This is a genomic window from Endozoicomonas sp. NE40 (assembly GCF_040549045.1).
Taxonomy (GTDB): Bacteria; Pseudomonadota; Gammaproteobacteria; order Pseudomonadales; family Endozoicomonadaceae; genus Endozoicomonas_A; species Endozoicomonas_A lisbonensis.
On the sequence record NZ_JBEWTB010000002.1, the window covers coordinates 3,836,086 to 3,854,350 of the forward strand.

Consider the following 18,265-nt stretch of genomic DNA (forward strand, 5'->3'; position numbering starts at 1 on the left):
GCGAATAATTCGTCTTTTAAATCGTAAAAATCGACGATAAATTAACAGGTAAGGTAATAAAAAATACAACCCTGCTTACAGGAGCGCACTATGAATACCATCCTGAATATCACTTCAAGCCTGTTTGGCCAGGAAGGGCAGTCTTCAAAACTGGCACAGACATTTATTGAGCGACTGCAGCAGAGGAAGCCGGACTCTGAAGTCATTCATCGGGATCTTGCGGCAAAGCCTGTGCCACATCTGAATGCAGACAGTTTTCAGGGGTTTGCAGCACAACCTGATGAGCGTACCGATAGCCAGAAGCGTGCAGCCGAGTTGTCTGATGGACTGATTGATGAGCTTCAACGTGCCGATATTCTGGTGCTGGGCCTGCCTATGTATAACTTTGGTATCCCTTCGACCCTGAAAGCTTATTTTGATTATGTTGCCCGGGCAGGTATTACTTTCAAATACACAGAAAAGGGTGCTGTTGGTTTGCTGCAGGGTAAAAAGGCTTATGTTCTGACGACCCGTGGGGGGCTGTATAAAGGCACATCAAAAGACACGGAAACCCATTATGTCACCGACTTTCTGTCTTTTTTGGGTATAGACGACATTCAGTTTGTTTATGCTGAGGGGCTGGCAATGGGCGACGATGCTCGTGAAAAAGCCCTGCAGGGTGCAGCACAAACCATTGATCGACTGGTGGTTTAAATGAGTACTACAAGAAGCGTTATTCATAGTATCGATGCGGTGCCTGCTTCCGATGGGGCAGGGGTGCAGTTGAAGCGAATTATGAGCCAGCCTCCGCACAGGCTGATGGATCCGTTTCTTATGCTGGATGAGTTAAAAGCGGATCATAAAGATGCTCTTGGAGGAGGCTTTCCTCCTCATCCCCACCGAGGGATAGAGACGATTTCCTGCATGCTGGTCGGCGGTTTCCGGCATGAGGACCATATGGGGAATTGTCGCGAGGTAGGAAATGGTGGCATGCAGTGGATGAAATCGGGTCGTGGCGTGATTCATTCAGAAATGCCGGTACCTGAGCAGGATCGTCTGCACGGCTTCCAGGTCTGGTTGAATATGCCCCGCCGGGCAAAGATGGATGATCCGCAATACCTGGATATTGATCGTGACGCAATCCCTGAATGGCCGCTGCCTGAAGGCAAGTGTCGTGTACTGCTGGGCTCACTGCAGAAGAATGACATTCAGGTACAGGCACCGGTGGTTCGGCAGGAAACTCAGGCTCTGATACTTGATGTTCAGATGAAAGCCCGTGACCGGGTGGTACTGCCTGTTACGCCACGCAAAGCCATGATCTACGTTTATCAGGGGGTAGTGAATGTTGCAGGAAGTGATTCGGTTATTTCCGTAGGGCAGTCAACGCTTGCGGTATTAAGTGAGTCGGGTGATCTGGAACTGACCGCCAGTGAACAGAGTGGATTTATGGTGCTGGCAGGAGAGCCGTTGAATGAACCTGTGGTTCAGTCCGGGCCTTTTGTCATGAATACCCGTGAAGAAATTGAGCAGGCGTTTCAGGACTACAGAACAGGGCGATTAACGGGTTAAAAACCGGCGTGTAGCGACTCCACCGGTTTTACCTTCTCAGGCAAGATTAATCGTTAGCTTTCTCTCATGCGGCGATCGGTTTTGCCCTTATACCGTCCCCATTCTGAACCGCCAAACTCTTTACTGAGTTCCTGCCAGGTCTGGCGCATCTGTCGGGTTTTTTCGGGAAATTCATCAATCAGGTTATTTTCTTCGCCGATATCGTCTGCAAGGTTATAAAGGCCAGCTCTTTCTCTTTTATTCTGTACCAGCTTCCATTCTCCCTGACGCAGCGCCCAGCTTTCACCATAACGCCAGAACAGGGTGTCGTGGGGGCTTTCTTTTGTTTCGCCACTCAGCACTGGCAGAATATCTTTACCGTCCAGGTCCCACTCCGGGTCGATGTCCCCTCCGGCAAGTTTCACAGTGGTCGGGAACAGGTCCAGTGCGCTGATCATGGTGTCTGAACGGGTGCCTGCCGGAATCACTCCCGGTAAACTGGCGGCAAAGGGTACACGAATGGCGCCTTCAAAAGCGCCTGCTTTTTCACCACGCAGAGGGCCGTTGTCACCACCATGAACGAATTTGCCACCATTGTCAGAAAACAGAATGACCATGGTGTTATCGGTCAGCTTCTTTTTATCCAGGGTATCGAGAATTAATCCGATGTTGTCATCCATACTGGATATCATGGCGGCCAGCTTCTGACGTTCGCCCAGATGTTCAAACTTTTCCAGATAATCATCAGGTGCTGACATGGGAGCATGGGGAGCCGTAAAGGCAACTTCCAGAAAGAAAGGCTTGTCCGCATTGCGCTGAATAAATTCTACCGATTCACGACCAAATGCATCCGTTAAATAGGCATCTTCACGTTCTACCGGTTGATCATTCCGGTGCAATAACCCGTTTTTATTGTCTCCAATCCAGTAGCTTGAGGCACCGTTATTAAAACCAAAATATTCATCGAAGCCACGATTGTAAGGCTGATGCTTTTCAGCTTTACCATCATGGAACTTACCCACCAGACCCGTCCGATAGCCCTGAGTTTTTAAATACTCCTGAATCATGGTGACATCGGTTGGGGTGCCGTGGGCTTCAACATCATCAGAACTAAAGAACAGTGCTTCATACCCCCATTTATGCTGGTAACGGCCGGTATGAAAACCTGCCCTGGAAGGGCCACTGATAGGCGCCGACACATAGGCTGTGGACATCACAACGCCAACATCAGCAATACGGTCCATGTTGGGCGTGGGGATTTCTGTGGAACCGTTAAATCCGGTATCGCCGTATCCCAGGTCGTCGGCAACAATCCAGATGAAATTAAGAGGTGCCTGTTCTGCTAAAACAACCGGGCTGGATGCCAGCATTAAACCAGCGGCAGCCGCAGGTAATGTGCGTTTTAAAAAAGGAATCATCAGGTGCTCAAGAATTATTTAATTAATATCGGTGTATTGCAAATTATCACTCGGATTGACAGTGAACAATGTTAATTAAACAGCCTTTTGATTTGAAGCAGTAAAATAAATTTTTAAATTAAAGAATTGTAACGAAGTCGGTTTTAATTGATTAGCTATGAATGACTTTTATTGTTGTTATGAATTTATTTAATTAACTTGAAATTAAAAAGCGTTTTATTGATTTAATTAATGTGCATCATTAATAGATGAGTTAATGGAAATAAAAGTAATTTATTCGTCCACCAGTTTGGTAAACGCCGAAATGGCATCGGGGTCACCTTTTTTAATTTTATTGGCAATAATATGGTGAAAGAAATAGCGGAAGTTTTCATGATCCTGAGCGGCATACAGACACTCATCGCCAGCCAGAATAGGGGTTGTATCGACTTCTTCTTCGTTAGCCACCATCGCCAGTATCCGACCATCATTAAAAAGCCGCCAGCTGGTAACATGAACCAGAACCACAGTCTTGAAACTGTCTTCTGACAAAATCGCGTGTGTACCAATGTTGTCGTTTATTTCCTGGAGGATAAGTTCCGGGTCTTCGCTGTCTATGTGATAAAAACTGGCAGCATTTTCCAGTTCTACTACCTTGTGTTCTGGCGGCTCGAAATAGGCAAGCTCGTGAAAGCTGTCGTAATAGCCTTCCCAATGGCCATTCAGCGGGTCATTCAGTTCTCTGGCAGGCACCAGTCGGTTCAGCCAGGGAACCATGGCATCAACATTGCCGTCTTTGCTGAGCGCCCAGCACAGAATTTTCATACTGAACAATTTGCCGGGGTTAGCATCGTTGCTGTACAGCATTTCCATGCCGTCCATTTCGGGTGCTAGTCGGATTATTTTGCTGGATTCATTTTCATCAAGCGGCTTGCGTGTAAAGAGATCAATGACATTGGTATTCTCTACTGGCTTGTTATCCATAAATGCCCTGTCTCCTGAAACCTGCGTGGCGAAATGCGTGGCGAAAAAGATAAGCTGCTCACAGGAAAGGCTATCGGCATACAACAGGGGAAGTTAACGACCGGCCGGCATGAGGTTGCACTCGCTCAGTACGGCCTGCCAGGCCGAGGTATGGCGCTTCACCGACTGGTCAAGCCGGTACCAGATACCAAACGGAGTCTGGTCGGAAGTTATCTGTTGCAGATAAGCCTGCATAGGCTCAGAGGGTGGAGGAGGCAGTTGCTGAAGCAGTTGCTTCATGGCAGATCGCCATGCGCTGCCTTCCCGGTCGATGCGGCTCAGATAAGCCTGTATCTGGCTGGCGTACAACAGGCGGAATACATTCTGCAAACGTTCTGCGGTGGGCATCAGGCGACCATTGGGACAGAGTGGGCGTTGTTTCAGACGCGTTTCCAGAAGATAAGCCACTGCGTTCAGTGTGTCAGTCAGTCGTATGGCCGACCGAATCAGCTGCCCGCTGTAGTGGGATGCAATCAGCTGTTGCAGGTGTTCTTCCATTTCCATTTTTGTGTAAGGCGTTGAAAGGGTCTGGTCAGGCAGGTAGTGGTTCAGATACAGCAGTGTGTTCAGCGTTCCGGCCTGACCGGTCTGTTCATCCGGTAATGATTCAGGTTGCAGAGTCAGCTGCTTTGCCAGTTCTACATGACCAAACAGGGCGTTCCAGCGAATGGCCGGGAGTTGTTCCTCTTTACGCACAGTAATGCTTTGCAGTTCCGGCAGAATCGTTGAGTCAGGTTCAGTTTCCTGCAGGTATTGAATACAGCCGGTCAGTTCGTTGAGTAGCTCTTTTTCGTAATGCAGGCGCTGAGATGGCAACATCTGTCGGCCCAGGCTGCTGTTCCGGTAAGCCACCACCTTGCTCAGTCTCGGGCATTCCAGCAGATCCAGAGCAGCCAGAGCCTTCATACGAATATCGGGAATGTCGTAAATTCGTTCCTTCAGCGGGGGCAGCGCCGGGTCTCGGGCTGTTTTGTGAGGAGCGGGGTCTATTTCGGTGACTCGGCTGATGCGTTTCAGATAGTCATCCAGTAAATCATCCATTGGATTGCCAGGCTGGCAGCCTGAAAGAAGAAGCAGTAACAGAGGTAGCAGGAAGCGGATCATGTTCAGAAATTCGACCAGATGATGAATTTATCCTACAACATCTTCTCCATAGCCACTATTAGCTTGTGGTTGTTTCATAGTCATCGTTTCCGGGCAGTGGCTTTCCAGCTTATAAATAGGACGTTAGTATCGCTTTCTTTATTGAGGGTGATCCTGCTGTTATGAAATCTGAAGTTATAAAACCGGCGGCTTTAAAAATCGTGGCCGACGAAAACATTCCACTGGTGCGGGAATGCTTTGCGGAGCTGGGTAATGTGGTGACCTTGCCGGGACGCAGTCTTTCTGCAGACGATCTGGCTGATGCAGATGTGCTGGTGGCACGTTCTGTCACCCGGGTGAATAAAGAACTGGTACAGAACAGTTCCCTGAAATTTGTCGGAACCTGTACGGCAGGCTTTGACCATGTTGATCTGCAAGCCCTGAAAGCGCAGGGCATTGAGTTTTCCAGTGCGCCTGGCTGCAATGCCCGTTCGGTGGTGGAGTATGTGCTGTGCGCACTGGATATACTGGCGGAACGGGATGGTTACTGCATAACAGGTCGTACCGTTGGCATCGTCGGCAAGGGGCAGGTGGGAAGTCGTCTCTACCGGGCTTTGCAGGCGCTGGGGGTAACGGTTATGGCAAATGACCCTCTGCTGGAACCTGAAGCGGGTGTTGAGCTGGTGGAGCTGGATGAATTACTCGAACGTTGCGATGTCATTGCCCTGCATACACCGCTGACCACCTCGGGCGATTACCCGACTTACCATTTGATGGGTGAGCAACAGTTGCTGGCTATGAAGCACGGCGCCGTATTGATTAATGCCGGGCGGGGGGCAGTAGTCGACAACCGGGCATTGCTGAACGTTCTGAAGGTTCGGGATGACCTCAGCGTGGTGCTGGATGTCTGGGAACACGAGCCGGACGTTGATCCTGAGTTACTGGAGCTGGTGGATATCGCCACGCCACATATTGCCGGTTACAGTCTGGATGGCAAAATCACAGGAACCGTTATGGTCTACCAGGCGCTGTGTCGCTTTCTGGGCCTGCCTGCCCGAACCTCGCAACAGGATCTTACGCCGTTGCCACCTCTTATGAAGCTGGACTTTACCGGTACGGTCGATGCCGATCAGGCCACCTCTGTTGCTATGCGGGCCACCTATGATATTCGCCGTGATGATGCCCTGATGCGACGCCTGTTGAAAATGGAGCCGGAAGCGCGCAGGCTGGCTTTTGACTTTATGCGCAAAAATTATTCAGAGCGTCGGGAGTTCAGTACCTTGAATATTGATGCCAGCCGTTCCAGTCAGGAGGTACAGCAACGTTTGCAGGCACTGGGCTTTTGTTTGCAGGATAACGGTCTGTCTGTTGGATAACTCTCTATTGGATAAATAGTGCGCTTCAAGACACAGCCATGAGTAATACCAATTTCGTCACATCCGGTGATGAAAGCGGGTGCTGAAAATTATATTTTCATAGACAATAAGTACTCAACCATATGAAATCATATTTTCTGACTCATTGTTCAGGCGCTCCCGGCAACTGCTCCTTGCGTTGCCCTACCTCCTGCATCCATGCAGTCGTGACTGCGTTGCAACTCTGGTCACATAGCTCACTATGCTCCCGCCGTTGCGCCTTGCATAGCACCTGCCCAATAAGCCAGAAATATTCGATTTCATATGGCCGAGTACTTACAAAAAATAAAAATAACGGGTCAATGTCGTGGACTATATCGTTTTTGCGATCCCGGTTTTCATATTGCTGATTGCCATTGAGATCATCGTCACAATCGTCAGAAAAAAAGACTATTACCGGTTCAGTGACGCGATTAACAGCCTGAGTGCCGGCATGATCAGTATCACGTCCGGCATTCTGACCAAAATCGTTAGTGTGGCGATTTATACGGGACTGTTCAGCGTGTCTGCCCTGTGGGAGATGAGCGTTGAGTCCCTATGGGTCTGGGTACTCGGGTTTCTTTTTTATGATCTCTGTTATTACTGGACTCATCGCATGGGGCATGAAATTAATGTCCTCTGGGCAGCCCATGCGGTGCATCATCAGAGCGAAGAGTACAACCTGACGACAGCACTGCGACAAACCAGCAGCGGCTTTATTTTTGGCTGGGTGTTTTATGTGCCGATGGCGGTGGTGGGTATTCCGCCGGTCGTCTTTTTTACAGTGGGTCTTATCAACCTGCTTTACCAGTTCTGGGTTCATACCCGTCATGTGCCAAAACTGGGCTGGTTTGAGTGGTTCTTTGTCACGCCTTCCAATCACCGGGTTCATCATGGAAAGAACCGGCGTTATCTGGATAAAAATTACGGCGGGGTTTTTATTCTCTGGGATCGCCTGTTCGGCACCTTTGAGGAAGAGGATGAACTGTATGAACCCATTCGCTACGGCACTCTGAAACCATTGCGCAGCTGGAATCCTCTATGGGCTAACCTGCAGCTGTATGCTGAACTGTGGCAGGACTGCAGGGCGACGGGAAGCTGGAAGGATAAACTGACCCTGTGGTTTCGCAAAACCGGCTATCGTCCGTCCGATGTGGCAACCCCCATGAAAATGCCGGACATCCATGCCTATGAAAATTATCAACCCGCTGTCGTCCGTCCCCTGATATTTTATGGCGCCTTCCATTTTGTTCTGATGATCATTGCAACTCTCGCGCTGATGGGCAGTTATCACTTGATGCCTATGTGGTTTAATACGCTCTGGGTGGCTGTGTTTGCTGTACAATTACTGGTTATTGGCTGGCTGCTGGAAAAAACCAAAAAGCTGGTTATTCTGGAAGCGGGGCGTTTTGCTACAGTTGCAGCAGCTTTGGGCATTACGCACCTGCAAATCGCTGTGCCTGCCAGTTTGTGGTGGCTGTTGTGTACTCTGGCTGTAGTTTCATTGCTGGCACTGAGCAGGGTTCAATATGGCGAAACCCCTCAGGTTCACTTACAGAAACCATAGGATGTATCATGTCAAAGCCACTGCAGTTGTCGGTTTTGCCGCAAAGGTTTTCGGTTCATCGCTTTGCCGTTGACAGCCCTGTTCCCACAGAAGTGCTGAATAGCGGTATCTTTTCAGTGATGCGCACGGAGGATGAACTGTCGATAGTCTGTGAATCTTCTCTCACTTTGAATTCAGATCAGGTGGAGACGGACTGGTCGGCACTGAAGGTGACCGGTCCTCTGGATTTTGCACTGACTGGCATTCTGGCAGGGTTGGCCACCGCACTGGCTGAAGCGGGTATCAGCCTGTTTGCCCTGTCTACGTACGACACAGATTATGTATTAGTGAAATCGAAGCAGTTGAGTCAGGCTTGCATGGCTCTCAATAGTGCAGGCTATATAGTGGAGAACTGGGTGAGTGATGTTTAAGGCTGGATCGTTTGCACCCATTCAGCAATGAATTCCTTTAAAAGTGCTTCCAGTGCCGAAAAAGAGGGTATGTTTACAGATTAAGCAGGTTGGTAAACGGGGAGGCATTGTTCAACTGGCAATATCATCAAATGTATCGTGAGAATCATAATCATAATGACTCAATAGGTTAGCGGTTGATGCATCTTCACCAGTGTTTCCGGGGCCAGAATCCGGAAAGTTTTGATTAGTCTCCGTGGTCACTAGCCCTGACCCCTGTTTTGCCGTTGTTGTGGTGGCTGATGGCCTGTATTCAGTGACCATATAGGCACTTCCTATCGGGGATGTTACGGTGCTGATGGTTGTAGTATTACCTGAAGATACTTTGGTTTGGGTTGTTACGGTGACCATTCCCACCGGCTCCGGGTGTGTATGCACAGAGACAAACCGGGTTGTTGGTACGGGTGGGTGTATTGCCAGCTTGTGCCTGGAGAGGTTGGACTGTAGATTAAAACGGCAACCGCATATTTCACACTGAAGGGATCCGGTTTCGTTATGAATTTTCTGATGCCTTTTAAGATGGGGTAATTGAGTGAAAGAAAGACCGCATGCCTTACATTCATAAGGGCGTTCATCGGTATGGCTTCGCGTGTGCTGAGCCAGGTTTCCCGGATTCTTAAAACCCTTGTTGCATACCTTGCACTGAAAAGGTTGTTCACCGGTATGGGTTCGCATATGTCGGGTGAGACTGTCAGCACGATTAAAACGCTTGTTACATATTTCGCACTGAAAAGGCTGCTCACCCGTGTGGGTTCGAAGATGTTTTTTGAGGGCGGAGGCATTTGAAAGGCTTCGCCCACACTCATCACAGGTGTAACTCGGCATGCCTGATATTCCTGTGCAAGGGATAAGAAAGCAGAATTAACCCTTTTACTCCAGGATGAATAGAGACGCCTAATGATAGACAGGAATGCGGCAGTTAGTGGAACTTCTTCTTGCGGGAAAGAAGCTTTATCGTTTGCTACCAAAAGGCAAAGGCTTTATTGAGCGTTAAACCCCTGCCAGGCATCCAGCATGGTTTTAAAATCATCCAGTCCGCACTCGGCATGGAGTTCCTGATCGTAGAAGTCCATGCCTTCATCCACAGGTTCTTCTTCAAGGTCATCTTCTGGCAGGGCGGCCGAGCGCACAATGGCATCAGTGCGTGTCAGCCTGAGGTTGAACTCCAGACCTGACAGGCTGAATGTCCAGCGCTCACCGGTTTGCAGTTCGACAATGGTTTTGAATAAAGGCTCCAGCCGCTCCGCCCTGGCTGCCGGTTCTGTCAGCAGCCAGTTGCCCATCGCTTCGTGATCCATTGAAAAGCGCGCTTCTATACGGCCTGCCAGGTCTCGACGAAATTCATACTCCATAGTTATTCCAGAAAAGTTAATTCACCATATGGAGTGAAATTGTACTGGCTATGTAATTTTGGGCGAATAGGTAGAAAGCCTGTTTTATAACCGTTTGGGACTAAACCAGAAACGACGTTTGAAAGGAAAAATCCAGGAAGACCCAATGGCAGCCAGTAAAGCTTCCGGATGGTACTGACGCAACTGCTGTCGTACCTTCTGCTCCTGAGGTTTATGAACATCCACCATGATCAGGTGTTTGCCCTGCTCAATATCGTCATGGAACTGTGCCACCTTGTAATTTTCCCTCATCGCCCCGGCCAGTCCACCGCTCCACGCGCCAAACAGGGTGAATGTACCTGCGACGAATAACAGAATCATCGGAGGAACCGGCTCAGTGATAAAGGGCAGAATTTCGTGCAGCACGAACACCGTGACCAAACTGATAGTCCCACCCAGAATCGCCCCCAGTTCGCCCGAATGAATCACATCATTCTGCTGAAACAGGTGCGCGCTGTGAACATGACGATGGTAGAGTCCCGCTTCATCCCTGCTGAGTACATGGATATGCCAGTCGGTGACACCATTGTTGTGCAGGTCGTCACTGATCTGGCTGACGCTGTTGAGTGTATCGGTCAGATAATAAAGACGTTTCATGCTTTCCTCCTGCGTATTGCATGCAAGATGGACTGGAAGATTATAGAGCACTGGCGCGGATGCCATCTCTTGTTGATACTTAAATCAGTAAACGTTTAAACCGTATGATAAGGACAGGGTGATGAAACAGATCAAGGTCAGCGTCGGAAAAAAAGGGGCTCATGATGAACATGAGCAGCTCAACAGCATTGACGCAGAACTGAAATCAACGCTGGAACGCCTGAAAAAGAAAGGCTTCAACCCTATGCAGATGTGTAACAAGCTTATCGAACATAAGGTGACTGCTCCCGATGGTTTACCCTGGAGCTATGACCTTGTGGTGTCTGAGTGCAAGCGATTGAAGATATAAGACCATCATTGTAAAAGTCCGGCAGGCTCTTTACCTTAGCCCCGGCTTTTTTTAAGCAGTTCCTGAAAGCGTCTCTGCTTTTCTTCAGGACTCAGTTGCGGGGTGGCTTCCTGATGGTGGTTAACCAGTGGGCTATAGTCCAGTGGTGGCAGATCTTCAGAGCTGCTCCCTGAATGATCTTCTGGTTTGCTCTGCTGTTCCAGCTGCAGCAGATGAGCATCCATTACGTCCAGTGCTTCCAGTAAACCGTCGTGTTCATTGTCGGTGTCATCAAGGCGCTGCAGTTTGGCTACTATATTGTCGCGAATCTGGCGAATGCGCTCAGGGGACGTTTTTTGTTGATTTGCTTCAAGCCACTTTCTGGCAGATTCGCCATTGGTTGCCATACTCGATCCTGTTCCTAACAACTTTCATTCTAACTACTATCAGAGCGCATAATATACCAATCGCCCTTTCAAATCCCCTATTGCGCAGCCATTTGAGTCCAATATTCTGCGTTGGGGATCGTCGCCATAGCTACAGCTATGACTCCTCACCCCGCCTTTATGCCCTTCAGGGTATTGCCTATTGAACTCAAATGGCTTGCTCATGACGGGGTTTGAAAGGTTGATTGGTATTACGCAATATTTCGGAAAATACCAACCTGTAGTGATCAGTGCATGTACGTAAAATTTACCGATTTGCCTGATGCACAGATGATGGAGTTTGTTCGGGAGATGATTTTGCTCTCCGGCTATAACAATGCAAGAAGTTAATGTTCATACACCTGCGTTGACAAACCATCTGCGGCAGCTTCTGCAGAAGCCTGCACCGGGTGTGCCTGTTGTGCGAATTGAGCAGCCAGTGCCTGTGTGTAACCTGCTGTCGTGGCTGGAACACCAGAAGGGGCCTCAGCTTGAAAACAGCCTTCAGCTAAAGGAAAGTAACCAGCAACGGTCTTACTGGCGTGACCGGGATGCTGATATAGAAATGGCGACCCTGGGTCAGAGCTGGAGTATGCCGGTTCCGACACGGCGGGAGCTGCCTGAAGCTGCAGACAGGGCTGTCAGCCTGATAAACGACTCGGGTGCCTGGGCTGAAAAAGCCCGCTCATTGCTGTGGCTGTCGTTTTCAGATGTTGACCGGATGGTCTGGCCAACCTTTGGTTATGGCTGTGTGTATCTGCCACGGATTGAAATGCTGTTAACCCGCAAAGGGGCGACACTGGCCTGCTATTTACAAGCTGAGTCCGATGAACTCTGGCAGTCAGAAATTGTCAGTGCGCTTAAACAGCTGGCTGCCATCAACTGGCAGATGTCTGACGAACAGGGCGCTTATCAGCTTGGCCCCTTGCGCTACCAGCCGGAGCAGGCGGATTATAACTGCAACATTGCCAGGGCAAAACAGGCTCTGGCGGCTGGTGAAATGCAGAAAGTTGTACTGTCACGTTCGGCCTCAACCACGATTAAGGGGGCTTTCAGCCCCTGGCGACTACTGCAACACTGGCGGGTGGCGAATCCCCGCTCTTATGTTTTTGCTGTTGAAGCCCGTAATGGCGATCTGTTTTTTGGTTGTTCCCCGGAACGGCTGATGGCCCGGCGTGGGAGAGTCATTCACACAGAAGCACTGGCTGGAACCGCACCCAGGGGAAGTACCCGGGAAGAAGACAGGGCTCTGGAGCATTCGTTATTAAACGACAGTAAAAACATTCATGAAAACCTGCTGGTGCTGAAAGATATCCGTGACCGGCTGGGAATTTTGTGTCAGTCACTGGAAGCAGACCGAAGCCATTCAGTGGTTAAACTCAAATCCATCCAGCATTTGCGTTATCTGATCCGGGGAGTGCTTAATGCCGGAGTGACCGATGCCGAGCTTCTGACTGCCCTGCACCCGACACCGGCGGTGGGTGGTACCAGCCGGGAAGTGGCTATGCAGTTTATTGAGAAGCATGAAGGTTACGCCCGTGGGCTTTATGCGGGCGTCTTTGGGGTTGCCTCGCCTGAGCATACCGAAATGGCTGTTACCATCCGTTCCGGGTTGCTGCGAAAACTGTCAGATAACCTGCAACAACTGTCGTTATTTTCCGGAGGCGGTATTGTTCCGGGTTCTGTGGCTGCTGAGGAGTGGCAGGAGCTGAACAATAAACTGGCAACGGTTTACTCGTTGCTGAAGGGCGCTGAGCAGGAAAACGTTGCACTCTCGTAACTTGCAGCCTCTAACCTCTCAGGGTTGTGAATAAAGCAGCCTGTTGTCTATTACTATTGGCTATTGTGTGAATCTGTTGATGAAATTTCCAACCCGGCATCCCAATCTGAATAGCTTATGGTCAGCTCTGGTACTGGAAGAACTCTGGCGGCTGGGCGTTGAACATATCTGCATTGCACCGGGCTCTCGCTCGGCACCACTGACTCTGGCGGCTGCGGTACACCCCAGGCTTCGGCAACATGTTCATTTCGATGAACGGGGGCTGGCTTTTTTTGCCCTGGGGCTGGCGAAGAGCAGTGGCAGGCCGGTGGCGGTGATAACCACATCAGGAACAGCCGTACCAAATTTGTACCCTGCTATTGTGGAAGCACGACAGTCTGGTGTTCCACTGGTCATTATTACGGCTGACCGTCCTCCTGAACTGATTGACTGTGGTGCCAATCAGGCCATTGAACAGCAGGATATTTTTTCCGGTTATCCGGGAGCAACCATTCGATTACCCACCCCAAGTCTGGATATTCCTGCTAACTGGCTGCTTACCAGTATTGATCAGGCCTATGCCCGCTCCTGTCGTCAGGGGTTGCCACTGCATATTAACTGTATGTTCCGGGAACCGCTGTACCCGGGTAAAACGGATGAAGACTACTCTCTGTACCTGGCTGAGACGACTCGCTGGATTGAGTCAGGTTCACCCCATACGGAATACGAACTGCACGGAGATGGCAGTTTAAATGCCAGCCCTGTGTCGTGGGCTGAATTTATGTCAGGTAAGGGGTTAGTGGTGGTTGGTCGTCTAAGAGCCAGCGATGATGTCAATGCTGTACTGGCTCTGGCGCAAAGGCTGGGCTGGCCGGTTCTGGCGGATATTCAGTCCCAGCTGCATGGGCATCCTGCCGTTATCCCGCACAGTGACCTGTTACTGGCATCCCGTTCAGGCAGGGCATTAATGTGTCAGGCCGATCGTGTGTTTCAGGTAGGAGGGCATCTGATTTCCAAACGGCTTGACCGTTTTCTTGGCAGCCATCGCTGGCAGCATTATTACATGCTGGGGCGTGAAGTGAGACGAATGGATACCGGCCACTGCCAGACTTATCGCATGGTAGGCAATATCGGCAGAATCTGTCATCAGCTGGCACAGTTGTACGCTGCGTCAGATGCACCGCTGCTGCCAGGATGGCTCGACGCTTTTCAGGCGCAGGGGCAACGTGTTTCCAATGTCGTACGACAAAGGCAGTCAGAGGTTTTGTCCGAGAGCTGGATTGGTACCCATCTGTCAACACTGTTGCCTGAAGAGACGTCTCTGTTTATTGGTAACAGCCTTCCCATCCGTTTGATCGATATGTTTTCTGCCCATCGTTCTTATGGTGTCTACACTAATCGGGGGGCAAGTGGTATTGATGGCCTGATGGCGACTGCTGCTGGCTGCTCTGTAGCGACGCTGAAACCACTGGTACTGCTGCTGGGAGACATTTCGTTCCTGCATGACCTGAACTCTTTGCAGTTAGTCAGAAACCTTGAATCCCCAATGCTGATCATTTTGTTAAACAACGACGGTGGCGGCATTTTCAACCTGTTGCCACTGGCAAAGGGTGATTCAGCGATCAGCAACCGGGCCATGGATTATTTCACGACACCACACGGTCTGGATGCCAGCCACGCTGCCGCCATGTTTGGTATTGAGTATGAATGTCCGGAGTCTATCGCCGCTTTCAGGCAGGCTGTGGAGCAGTCGCTGCAACGTCCGGGCTGTACTCTGCTTGAGGTTAAAACCGAACCGGGAGAAGCTGCCCGTGATATCAGCCAGATCATTGCTCAGGTGGAGGAGTTGTAATGAATAATCTTGCTTACCGAACCTGGGGTATTCGGGGGCGTCCGGCCCTGGTATTGCTGCATGGTTTTCTGGGAGACAGCGAAGACTGGCTGCCGCTGGTATCGCTGCTGGAAGAAGACTTTTATCTGGTGGCTGTAGACCTTCCGGGACATGCCAAAAGCCTGAATGTCGGGTTATCTGGTGGCAGTGCTGAACTATCTGACGACAATGTTTCGCTGTCTGACGACAAGGCATTTGCACTATTCAGTGACCTGCTGGATCTCACCCTGCATCAGCTGGATCTGAAACGCTACAGCCTGCTGGGGTATTCGCTGGGTGGGCGGCTGGCTCTGCTACACAGCCTGAGCCATAGCAACAAGGTTGAACAGCTGCTGCTGGAATCCTGCCACCCCGGACTCGAGTCAGAAGCTGACAGAGAGCTGCGTCGCCAGGCCGATAAAGAGTGGGCAGAGCGCTTCCGGACGGAGCCACTGGAGCAAGTGCTTGAGCGCTGGTATCACCTACCTGTCTTTGCTGACCTGAACAGCCAGCAAAGGAAGGATCTGATGGAATACCGGCTGGGTATAAACAAAAATGGTCGTTTACTGGGTGACATACTTGAATACTGTAGTTTATCCAGACAGCCTGCCTGCTGGGGGCAAATGGAAGATGTCTCGTTTCCTGTCCATTACTTTTACGGGGAGCGGGATCTGAAATACACCGAGATTGCTTTGCGGTTGCATAAGTCCGGTAGTCTGGCCGGCCTGCATAAAATTGCCGGTGCCGGCCACAATATTCATCGCGAGCAGCCTGCTGATATGGCCGAAGTCATTCGAAAGCAGCTAAGTCCCTCCAGTGTGTAGATGGAGGTTCTGGTTGGAGAGTGCTGGATTGAGAGTGCTAGATGGAGGGTGCTGGATGGAGGGTGATGAATGGAAATAGTTGGCTCGAAAATTTACCAGTATGACTTACCGCTTGCATGGCCTTTACCGCTGAAAGCAACAAAACTGAAAAGCCGGCAGGGGCTGGTTCTGGAGTTAAAGGTCAACGACGCTGATCAGGGTGTTGGCTACCTTTACGGCGAAGCCGCACCTCTTCCGGACTTCAGTCTTGAGAGTCTGGATGCGGCCCGGCAACAGTTGGAAGAGATAGTTTCAGCCCTGGCTGGGCAGGAGGTTGACCCGGAATCTTTCAGTTGTCAGGAGTGGAGTGATCAGCCTGTATACCCTTCCGTTGCTTTTGCCCTGGAATCAGCGATAGGTCTGCCGGCTCTTCGGGCAGACGATATGGAAACCGCGCTGCCTGTTGCGCCACTGTTAACCGGGTCAACGGCGGATATGCTGAAGCGGACAGGCTCCTGGTCATCCTGCTGGCCCAGTGCCTTTAAACTTAAAGTGGCCCGTGGAGATGGAGAGCTGAAGCCAGACGTTTACCGGGTCAGACAGCTCCTTGAAGCATTGCCCGAATCGGTTTGTCTGAGACTGGATGCTAACCGTGGCTGGTCATTAGAGCAGGCTGTAGAGTTTGTGCATCAGATTGATTCTGACCGTATTACCTATATAGAAGAACCCGTGGATACAGCGTCGGACTGTCCTGCCTTTTATCAACAGACACGTATGCCTTTTGCATGGGATGAAACCCTGCAGAATCCTGAGTTTGAATTCTCGCCGCAGACAGGTCTTGCTGCCATTGTCGTGAAACCGACGCTGGTTGGCGGTATTCGCCGCTGTGAAAGTCTGGTCAGTGCAGCCAGAGATGCAGGTATTCATACTGTTATCAGCTCAACCTTTGAGTCGGTACTGGGTGTAAATACGCTGGAAACGCTTGCAAGAGCCTGGGCGCCCCGGGAAGCAGCGGGTCTTGATACCCTGACAGCATTTAAGCAACAACTGTTTGATCAGCCTGTTGCCCTCTGGCAACGTCTGCCGGGGGCGGTATTACAACAAATGGAACTGGTATGGCGTTGACTGAATGCCCTTTACGGAAAATTGCTCTGGTATCCCCGGATAGTACAGTGATGCAGGTTAATAAACGTACCGTATCGGCACTGCAGCTGGATGCCTGGGTCGAGGATTACCGCCTGCAACTGATGCCACAACTCAGTACAGGTGATCGCCTGCTGGTCATACTTCAGGATAAACTTGAAACTGTGGTTGTGATACTGGCCTGCCTGCGTTCGGGGGTGATTTATTGTCCTGTTAATCCGGTGTTTCCTGAGTCCCGGATTCTGGACTATGCCCACAAAATCGGTGCAAGCGTCTATATCAGTGATACCGGTTTTAAAGCTGAATCGATAGTGCCTGTTGCGAGACCTGCGCTGGCTGCCCGGACGGTTGCTGTTAACTCAATGATAGACGTCGATAGCAAAGCAATCCTTGATCTGATTCCAACTTCTGGTACCACTGGCGTGCCAAAGGCAGTGGCACATAGTTTAGATAACCATCTGTTCAGTGCCAGAGGGTCTGCTTCCATTATTGAACTCACTCAGGGTGATGGCTGGCTGTTATCACTGCCTCTGTTTCATGTGGGTGGCTTCAGTATTGTTATTCGTTGCCTGGTAGCAGGAGCTTGTCTGTTGATTGACCGGCAGGGACTACCGCTGTCACGACTACTGAAAACTATGTCAGTGACCCATGTCTCTCTGGTCAATACTCAGCTACAACAGATTCTTCAGGGTGACGACAGTATTGACCTTGCCGAAACCCGGCTGAAGACCATTTTACTGGGTGGTGGTGTTGCTTCCGCGCCTCTGGTCAGGGCCGTACAGGAAAAAAATATCCAGATTCTGACCACCTACGGAATGACAGAAATGAGTTCCCAGGTATGTACAGGCGTACCGCTGTTTACCCGTGAGGGAGTGACATCCGGAGAAGTGCTGCCTTACCGTAAGGTTAAAATTGCCAGTGATGGTGAAATTCTTGTGGCTGGCGAACCATTATGCCCGGGTTACTACCTCAGTAGTGAAGACAGCACTAGCGGAAACACTGGAAGTGTTATGCCGGTTGTTGATGCTGAAGGCTGGTTTCATACCGGAGACCTAGGCGAGTGGGTGGGTCAGCAGGTTCGTGTTCTGGGACGAAAAGACAATATGTTAATTTCCGGAGGAGAAAATATTCATCCTGAAGAAATTGAACAGGCACTGCTGGCCTGCGAAGGTGTTGCGCTGGCCGTTGTGGTTGCCGTGACCGATAAAAAGTTTGGTCAGCGACCTCTGGCTTTTGTAGAAATGGTTAACGGAACGGTCAACGAATCGTTTACAAAAGGTTGTCTGGCAGGCAAGATTGCACGATTCAAGATACCCGATCGTATTATCCCTTTGCCAAAAGAGTTACCACCTGAATTTCCCGGGCAGAAGTTATTTACGGGTATCAAGCCTAACCGCCGTTTGCTGCAAAAACTGGCTAATCGACAGGTATCTTAAAAGCTTCTTAAGGGTTCGTTTTTATTATCAGAAGTAGTTCGGCTTTTGCCCTGATCTGGTTTGAAAAATGTTG

General features: G+C 50.3%; 18 protein-coding genes. 11 read left to right on the forward strand and 7 right to left on the reverse strand.

Annotated elements, in window-relative coordinates:
- Positions 1-90: 90 nt before the first annotated feature.
- Together V5J35_RS18225 and V5J35_RS18230 are read left to right on the forward strand one after the other, a co-directional pair.
- Positions 91-693, forward strand: coding sequence for an FMN-dependent NADH-azoreductase (locus V5J35_RS18225; RefSeq protein ID WP_354008513.1), 603 nt, complete (start codon positions 91-93; stop codon positions 691-693).
- A complete protein-coding gene (locus V5J35_RS18230; protein ID WP_354008514.1) occupies positions 694-1,548 on the forward strand; it encodes a pirin family protein in 855 nt (284 codons plus the stop codon).
- 53 nt (positions 1,549-1,601) lie between these two features.
- On the opposite strand, the gene V5J35_RS18235 is transcribed toward V5J35_RS18230, so the two are convergent.
- The 3 genes from V5J35_RS18235 to V5J35_RS18245 all read right to left on the reverse strand — a co-directional run bounded on the left by V5J35_RS18235 (position 1,602) and on the right by V5J35_RS18245 (position 4,988).
- The gene (locus V5J35_RS18235) at positions 1,602-2,945 is read right to left on the reverse strand and encodes a sulfatase-like hydrolase/transferase (protein ID WP_354008515.1); all 1,344 of its coding nucleotides are present in this window, start codon (positions 2,943-2,945) and stop codon (positions 1,602-1,604) included.
- A gap of 273 nt (positions 2,946-3,218) precedes the next feature.
- A complete protein-coding gene (locus V5J35_RS18240; RefSeq protein WP_354008516.1) occupies positions 3,219-3,908 on the reverse strand; it encodes a hypothetical protein in 690 nt (229 codons plus the stop codon).
- Positions 3,909-4,001: 93 nt separating this feature from the next.
- Complete coding sequence (locus V5J35_RS18245) at positions 4,002-4,988, reverse strand: DUF3080 family protein (protein WP_354008517.1); 987 nt, start codon at positions 4,986-4,988, stop codon at positions 4,002-4,004.
- 224 nt (positions 4,989-5,212) lie between these two features.
- Here V5J35_RS18245 and pdxB point away from each other — a divergent pair, with 224 nt between their 5' ends.
- The 3 genes from pdxB (at position 5,213) to V5J35_RS18260 (ending at position 8,401) form a co-directional block, all read left to right on the forward strand.
- Positions 5,213-6,406 (forward strand): 4-phosphoerythronate dehydrogenase PdxB, encoded by a 1,194-nt coding sequence (gene pdxB, locus V5J35_RS18250; RefSeq protein WP_354008518.1) that lies wholly within the window; start codon positions 5,213-5,215, stop codon positions 6,404-6,406.
- A 346-nt stretch (positions 6,407-6,752) separates the two neighbouring features.
- Positions 6,753-7,991 carry a sterol desaturase family protein gene (locus V5J35_RS18255; RefSeq protein ID WP_354008519.1) on the forward strand — a complete coding sequence of 413 codons (1,239 nt, stop codon included), beginning with the start codon at positions 6,753-6,755 and terminating at the stop codon, positions 7,989-7,991.
- An 8-nt stretch (positions 7,992-7,999) separates the two neighbouring features.
- On the forward strand, positions 8,000-8,401 hold the full coding sequence (locus tag V5J35_RS18260) for an ACT domain-containing protein (protein WP_354008520.1): 402 nt from the start codon (positions 8,000-8,002) through the stop codon (positions 8,399-8,401).
- Positions 8,402-8,512: 111 nt separating this feature from the next.
- Here the strand turns inward: V5J35_RS18260 and V5J35_RS18265 are convergent, their stop codons facing one another.
- The 3 genes from V5J35_RS18265 to V5J35_RS18275 all read right to left on the reverse strand — a co-directional run bounded on the left by V5J35_RS18265 (position 8,513) and on the right by V5J35_RS18275 (position 10,428).
- Positions 8,513-9,265 (reverse strand): C2H2-type zinc finger protein, encoded by a 753-nt coding sequence (locus V5J35_RS18265; protein ID WP_354016463.1) that lies wholly within the window; start codon positions 9,263-9,265, stop codon positions 8,513-8,515.
- 155 nt (positions 9,266-9,420) lie between these two features.
- Positions 9,421-9,792: a YacL family protein gene (locus tag V5J35_RS18270; protein ID WP_354008521.1), complete on the reverse strand. Its 372-nt coding sequence runs from the start codon at positions 9,790-9,792 to the stop codon at positions 9,421-9,423.
- Between the two features lie 84 nt (positions 9,793-9,876).
- A complete protein-coding gene (locus tag V5J35_RS18275; protein ID WP_354008522.1) occupies positions 9,877-10,428 on the reverse strand; it encodes a hypothetical protein in 552 nt (183 codons plus the stop codon).
- Between the two features lie 121 nt (positions 10,429-10,549).
- Between V5J35_RS18275 and V5J35_RS18280 the strand changes: the two genes are divergently transcribed.
- A complete protein-coding gene (locus tag V5J35_RS18280) occupies positions 10,550-10,777 on the forward strand; it encodes a hypothetical protein (protein WP_354008523.1) in 228 nt (75 codons plus the stop codon).
- A gap of 35 nt (positions 10,778-10,812) precedes the next feature.
- On the opposite strand, the gene V5J35_RS18285 is transcribed toward V5J35_RS18280, so the two are convergent.
- A complete protein-coding gene (locus V5J35_RS18285) occupies positions 10,813-11,163 on the reverse strand; it encodes a hypothetical protein (protein ID WP_354008524.1) in 351 nt (116 codons plus the stop codon).
- A gap of 355 nt (positions 11,164-11,518) precedes the next feature.
- Here V5J35_RS18285 and V5J35_RS18290 point away from each other — a divergent pair, with 355 nt between their 5' ends.
- The 5 genes from V5J35_RS18290 to menE all read left to right on the forward strand — a co-directional run bounded on the left by V5J35_RS18290 (position 11,519) and on the right by menE (position 18,192).
- Positions 11,519-12,961 (forward strand): isochorismate synthase, encoded by a 1,443-nt coding sequence (locus V5J35_RS18290; RefSeq protein ID WP_354008525.1) that lies wholly within the window; start codon positions 11,519-11,521, stop codon positions 12,959-12,961.
- 79 nt (positions 12,962-13,040) lie between these two features.
- Positions 13,041-14,792 (forward strand): 2-succinyl-5-enolpyruvyl-6-hydroxy-3-cyclohexene-1-carboxylic-acid synthase, encoded by a 1,752-nt coding sequence (gene menD, locus V5J35_RS18295; RefSeq protein ID WP_354008526.1) that lies wholly within the window; start codon positions 13,041-13,043, stop codon positions 14,790-14,792.
- Positions 14,792-15,634: a 2-succinyl-6-hydroxy-2,4-cyclohexadiene-1-carboxylate synthase gene (gene menH, locus V5J35_RS18300; RefSeq protein ID WP_354016464.1), complete on the forward strand. Its 843-nt coding sequence runs from the start codon at positions 14,792-14,794 to the stop codon at positions 15,632-15,634. Before menD ends, menH begins: the two co-directional genes overlap by 1 nt.
- Before the next feature lie 69 nt (positions 15,635-15,703).
- Complete coding sequence (gene menC, locus V5J35_RS18305; protein ID WP_354008528.1) at positions 15,704-16,738, forward strand: o-succinylbenzoate synthase; 1,035 nt, start codon at positions 15,704-15,706, stop codon at positions 16,736-16,738.
- Positions 16,729-18,192 (forward strand): o-succinylbenzoate--CoA ligase, encoded by a 1,464-nt coding sequence (gene menE, locus V5J35_RS18310; protein WP_354008529.1) that lies wholly within the window; start codon positions 16,729-16,731, stop codon positions 18,190-18,192. The genes menC and menE overlap by 10 nt, the downstream gene beginning before the upstream one ends.
- The last annotated feature ends 73 nt before the right edge of the window (positions 18,193-18,265 follow it).

Excerpts from the sequence above, each read along its gene's own strand:
- V5J35_RS18225 (WP_354008513.1), top strand. The coding sequence starts at position 91 with ATGAATACCATCCTGAATATCACTTCAAGCCTGTTTGGCCAGGAAGGG.
- V5J35_RS18230 (WP_354008514.1), top strand. The coding sequence starts at position 694 with ATGAGTACTACAAGAAGCGTTATTCATAGTATCGATGCGGTGCCTGCT.
- V5J35_RS18235 (WP_354008515.1), bottom strand. The coding sequence starts at position 2,945 with ATGATTCCTTTTTTAAAACGCACATTACCTGCGGCTGCCGCTGGTTTA.
- V5J35_RS18240 (WP_354008516.1), bottom strand. The coding sequence starts at position 3,908 with ATGGATAACAAGCCAGTAGAGAATACCAATGTCATTGATCTCTTTACA.
- V5J35_RS18245 (WP_354008517.1), bottom strand. The coding sequence starts at position 4,988 with ATGGATGATTTACTGGATGACTATCTGAAACGCATCAGCCGAGTCACC.
- pdxB (WP_354008518.1), top strand. The coding sequence starts at position 5,213 with ATGAAATCTGAAGTTATAAAACCGGCGGCTTTAAAAATCGTGGCCGAC.
- V5J35_RS18260 (WP_354008520.1), top strand. The coding sequence starts at position 8,000 with ATGTCAAAGCCACTGCAGTTGTCGGTTTTGCCGCAAAGGTTTTCGGTT.
- V5J35_RS18265 (WP_354016463.1), bottom strand. The coding sequence starts at position 9,265 with ATGCCGAGTTACACCTGTGATGAGTGTGGGCGAAGCCTTTCAAATGCC.
- V5J35_RS18270 (WP_354008521.1), bottom strand. The coding sequence starts at position 9,792 with ATGGAGTATGAATTTCGTCGAGACCTGGCAGGCCGTATAGAAGCGCGC.
- V5J35_RS18275 (WP_354008522.1), bottom strand. The coding sequence starts at position 10,428 with ATGAAACGTCTTTATTATCTGACCGATACACTCAACAGCGTCAGCCAG.
- V5J35_RS18280 (WP_354008523.1), top strand. The coding sequence starts at position 10,550 with ATGAAACAGATCAAGGTCAGCGTCGGAAAAAAAGGGGCTCATGATGAA.
- V5J35_RS18285 (WP_354008524.1), bottom strand. The coding sequence starts at position 11,163 with ATGGCAACCAATGGCGAATCTGCCAGAAAGTGGCTTGAAGCAAATCAA.
- V5J35_RS18290 (WP_354008525.1), top strand. The coding sequence starts at position 11,519 with ATGCAAGAAGTTAATGTTCATACACCTGCGTTGACAAACCATCTGCGG.
- menD (WP_354008526.1), top strand. The coding sequence starts at position 13,041 with ATGAAATTTCCAACCCGGCATCCCAATCTGAATAGCTTATGGTCAGCT.
- menH (WP_354016464.1), top strand. The coding sequence starts at position 14,792 with ATGAATAATCTTGCTTACCGAACCTGGGGTATTCGGGGGCGTCCGGCC.
- menC (WP_354008528.1), top strand. The coding sequence starts at position 15,704 with ATGGAAATAGTTGGCTCGAAAATTTACCAGTATGACTTACCGCTTGCA.
- menE (WP_354008529.1), top strand. The coding sequence starts at position 16,729 with ATGGCGTTGACTGAATGCCCTTTACGGAAAATTGCTCTGGTATCCCCG.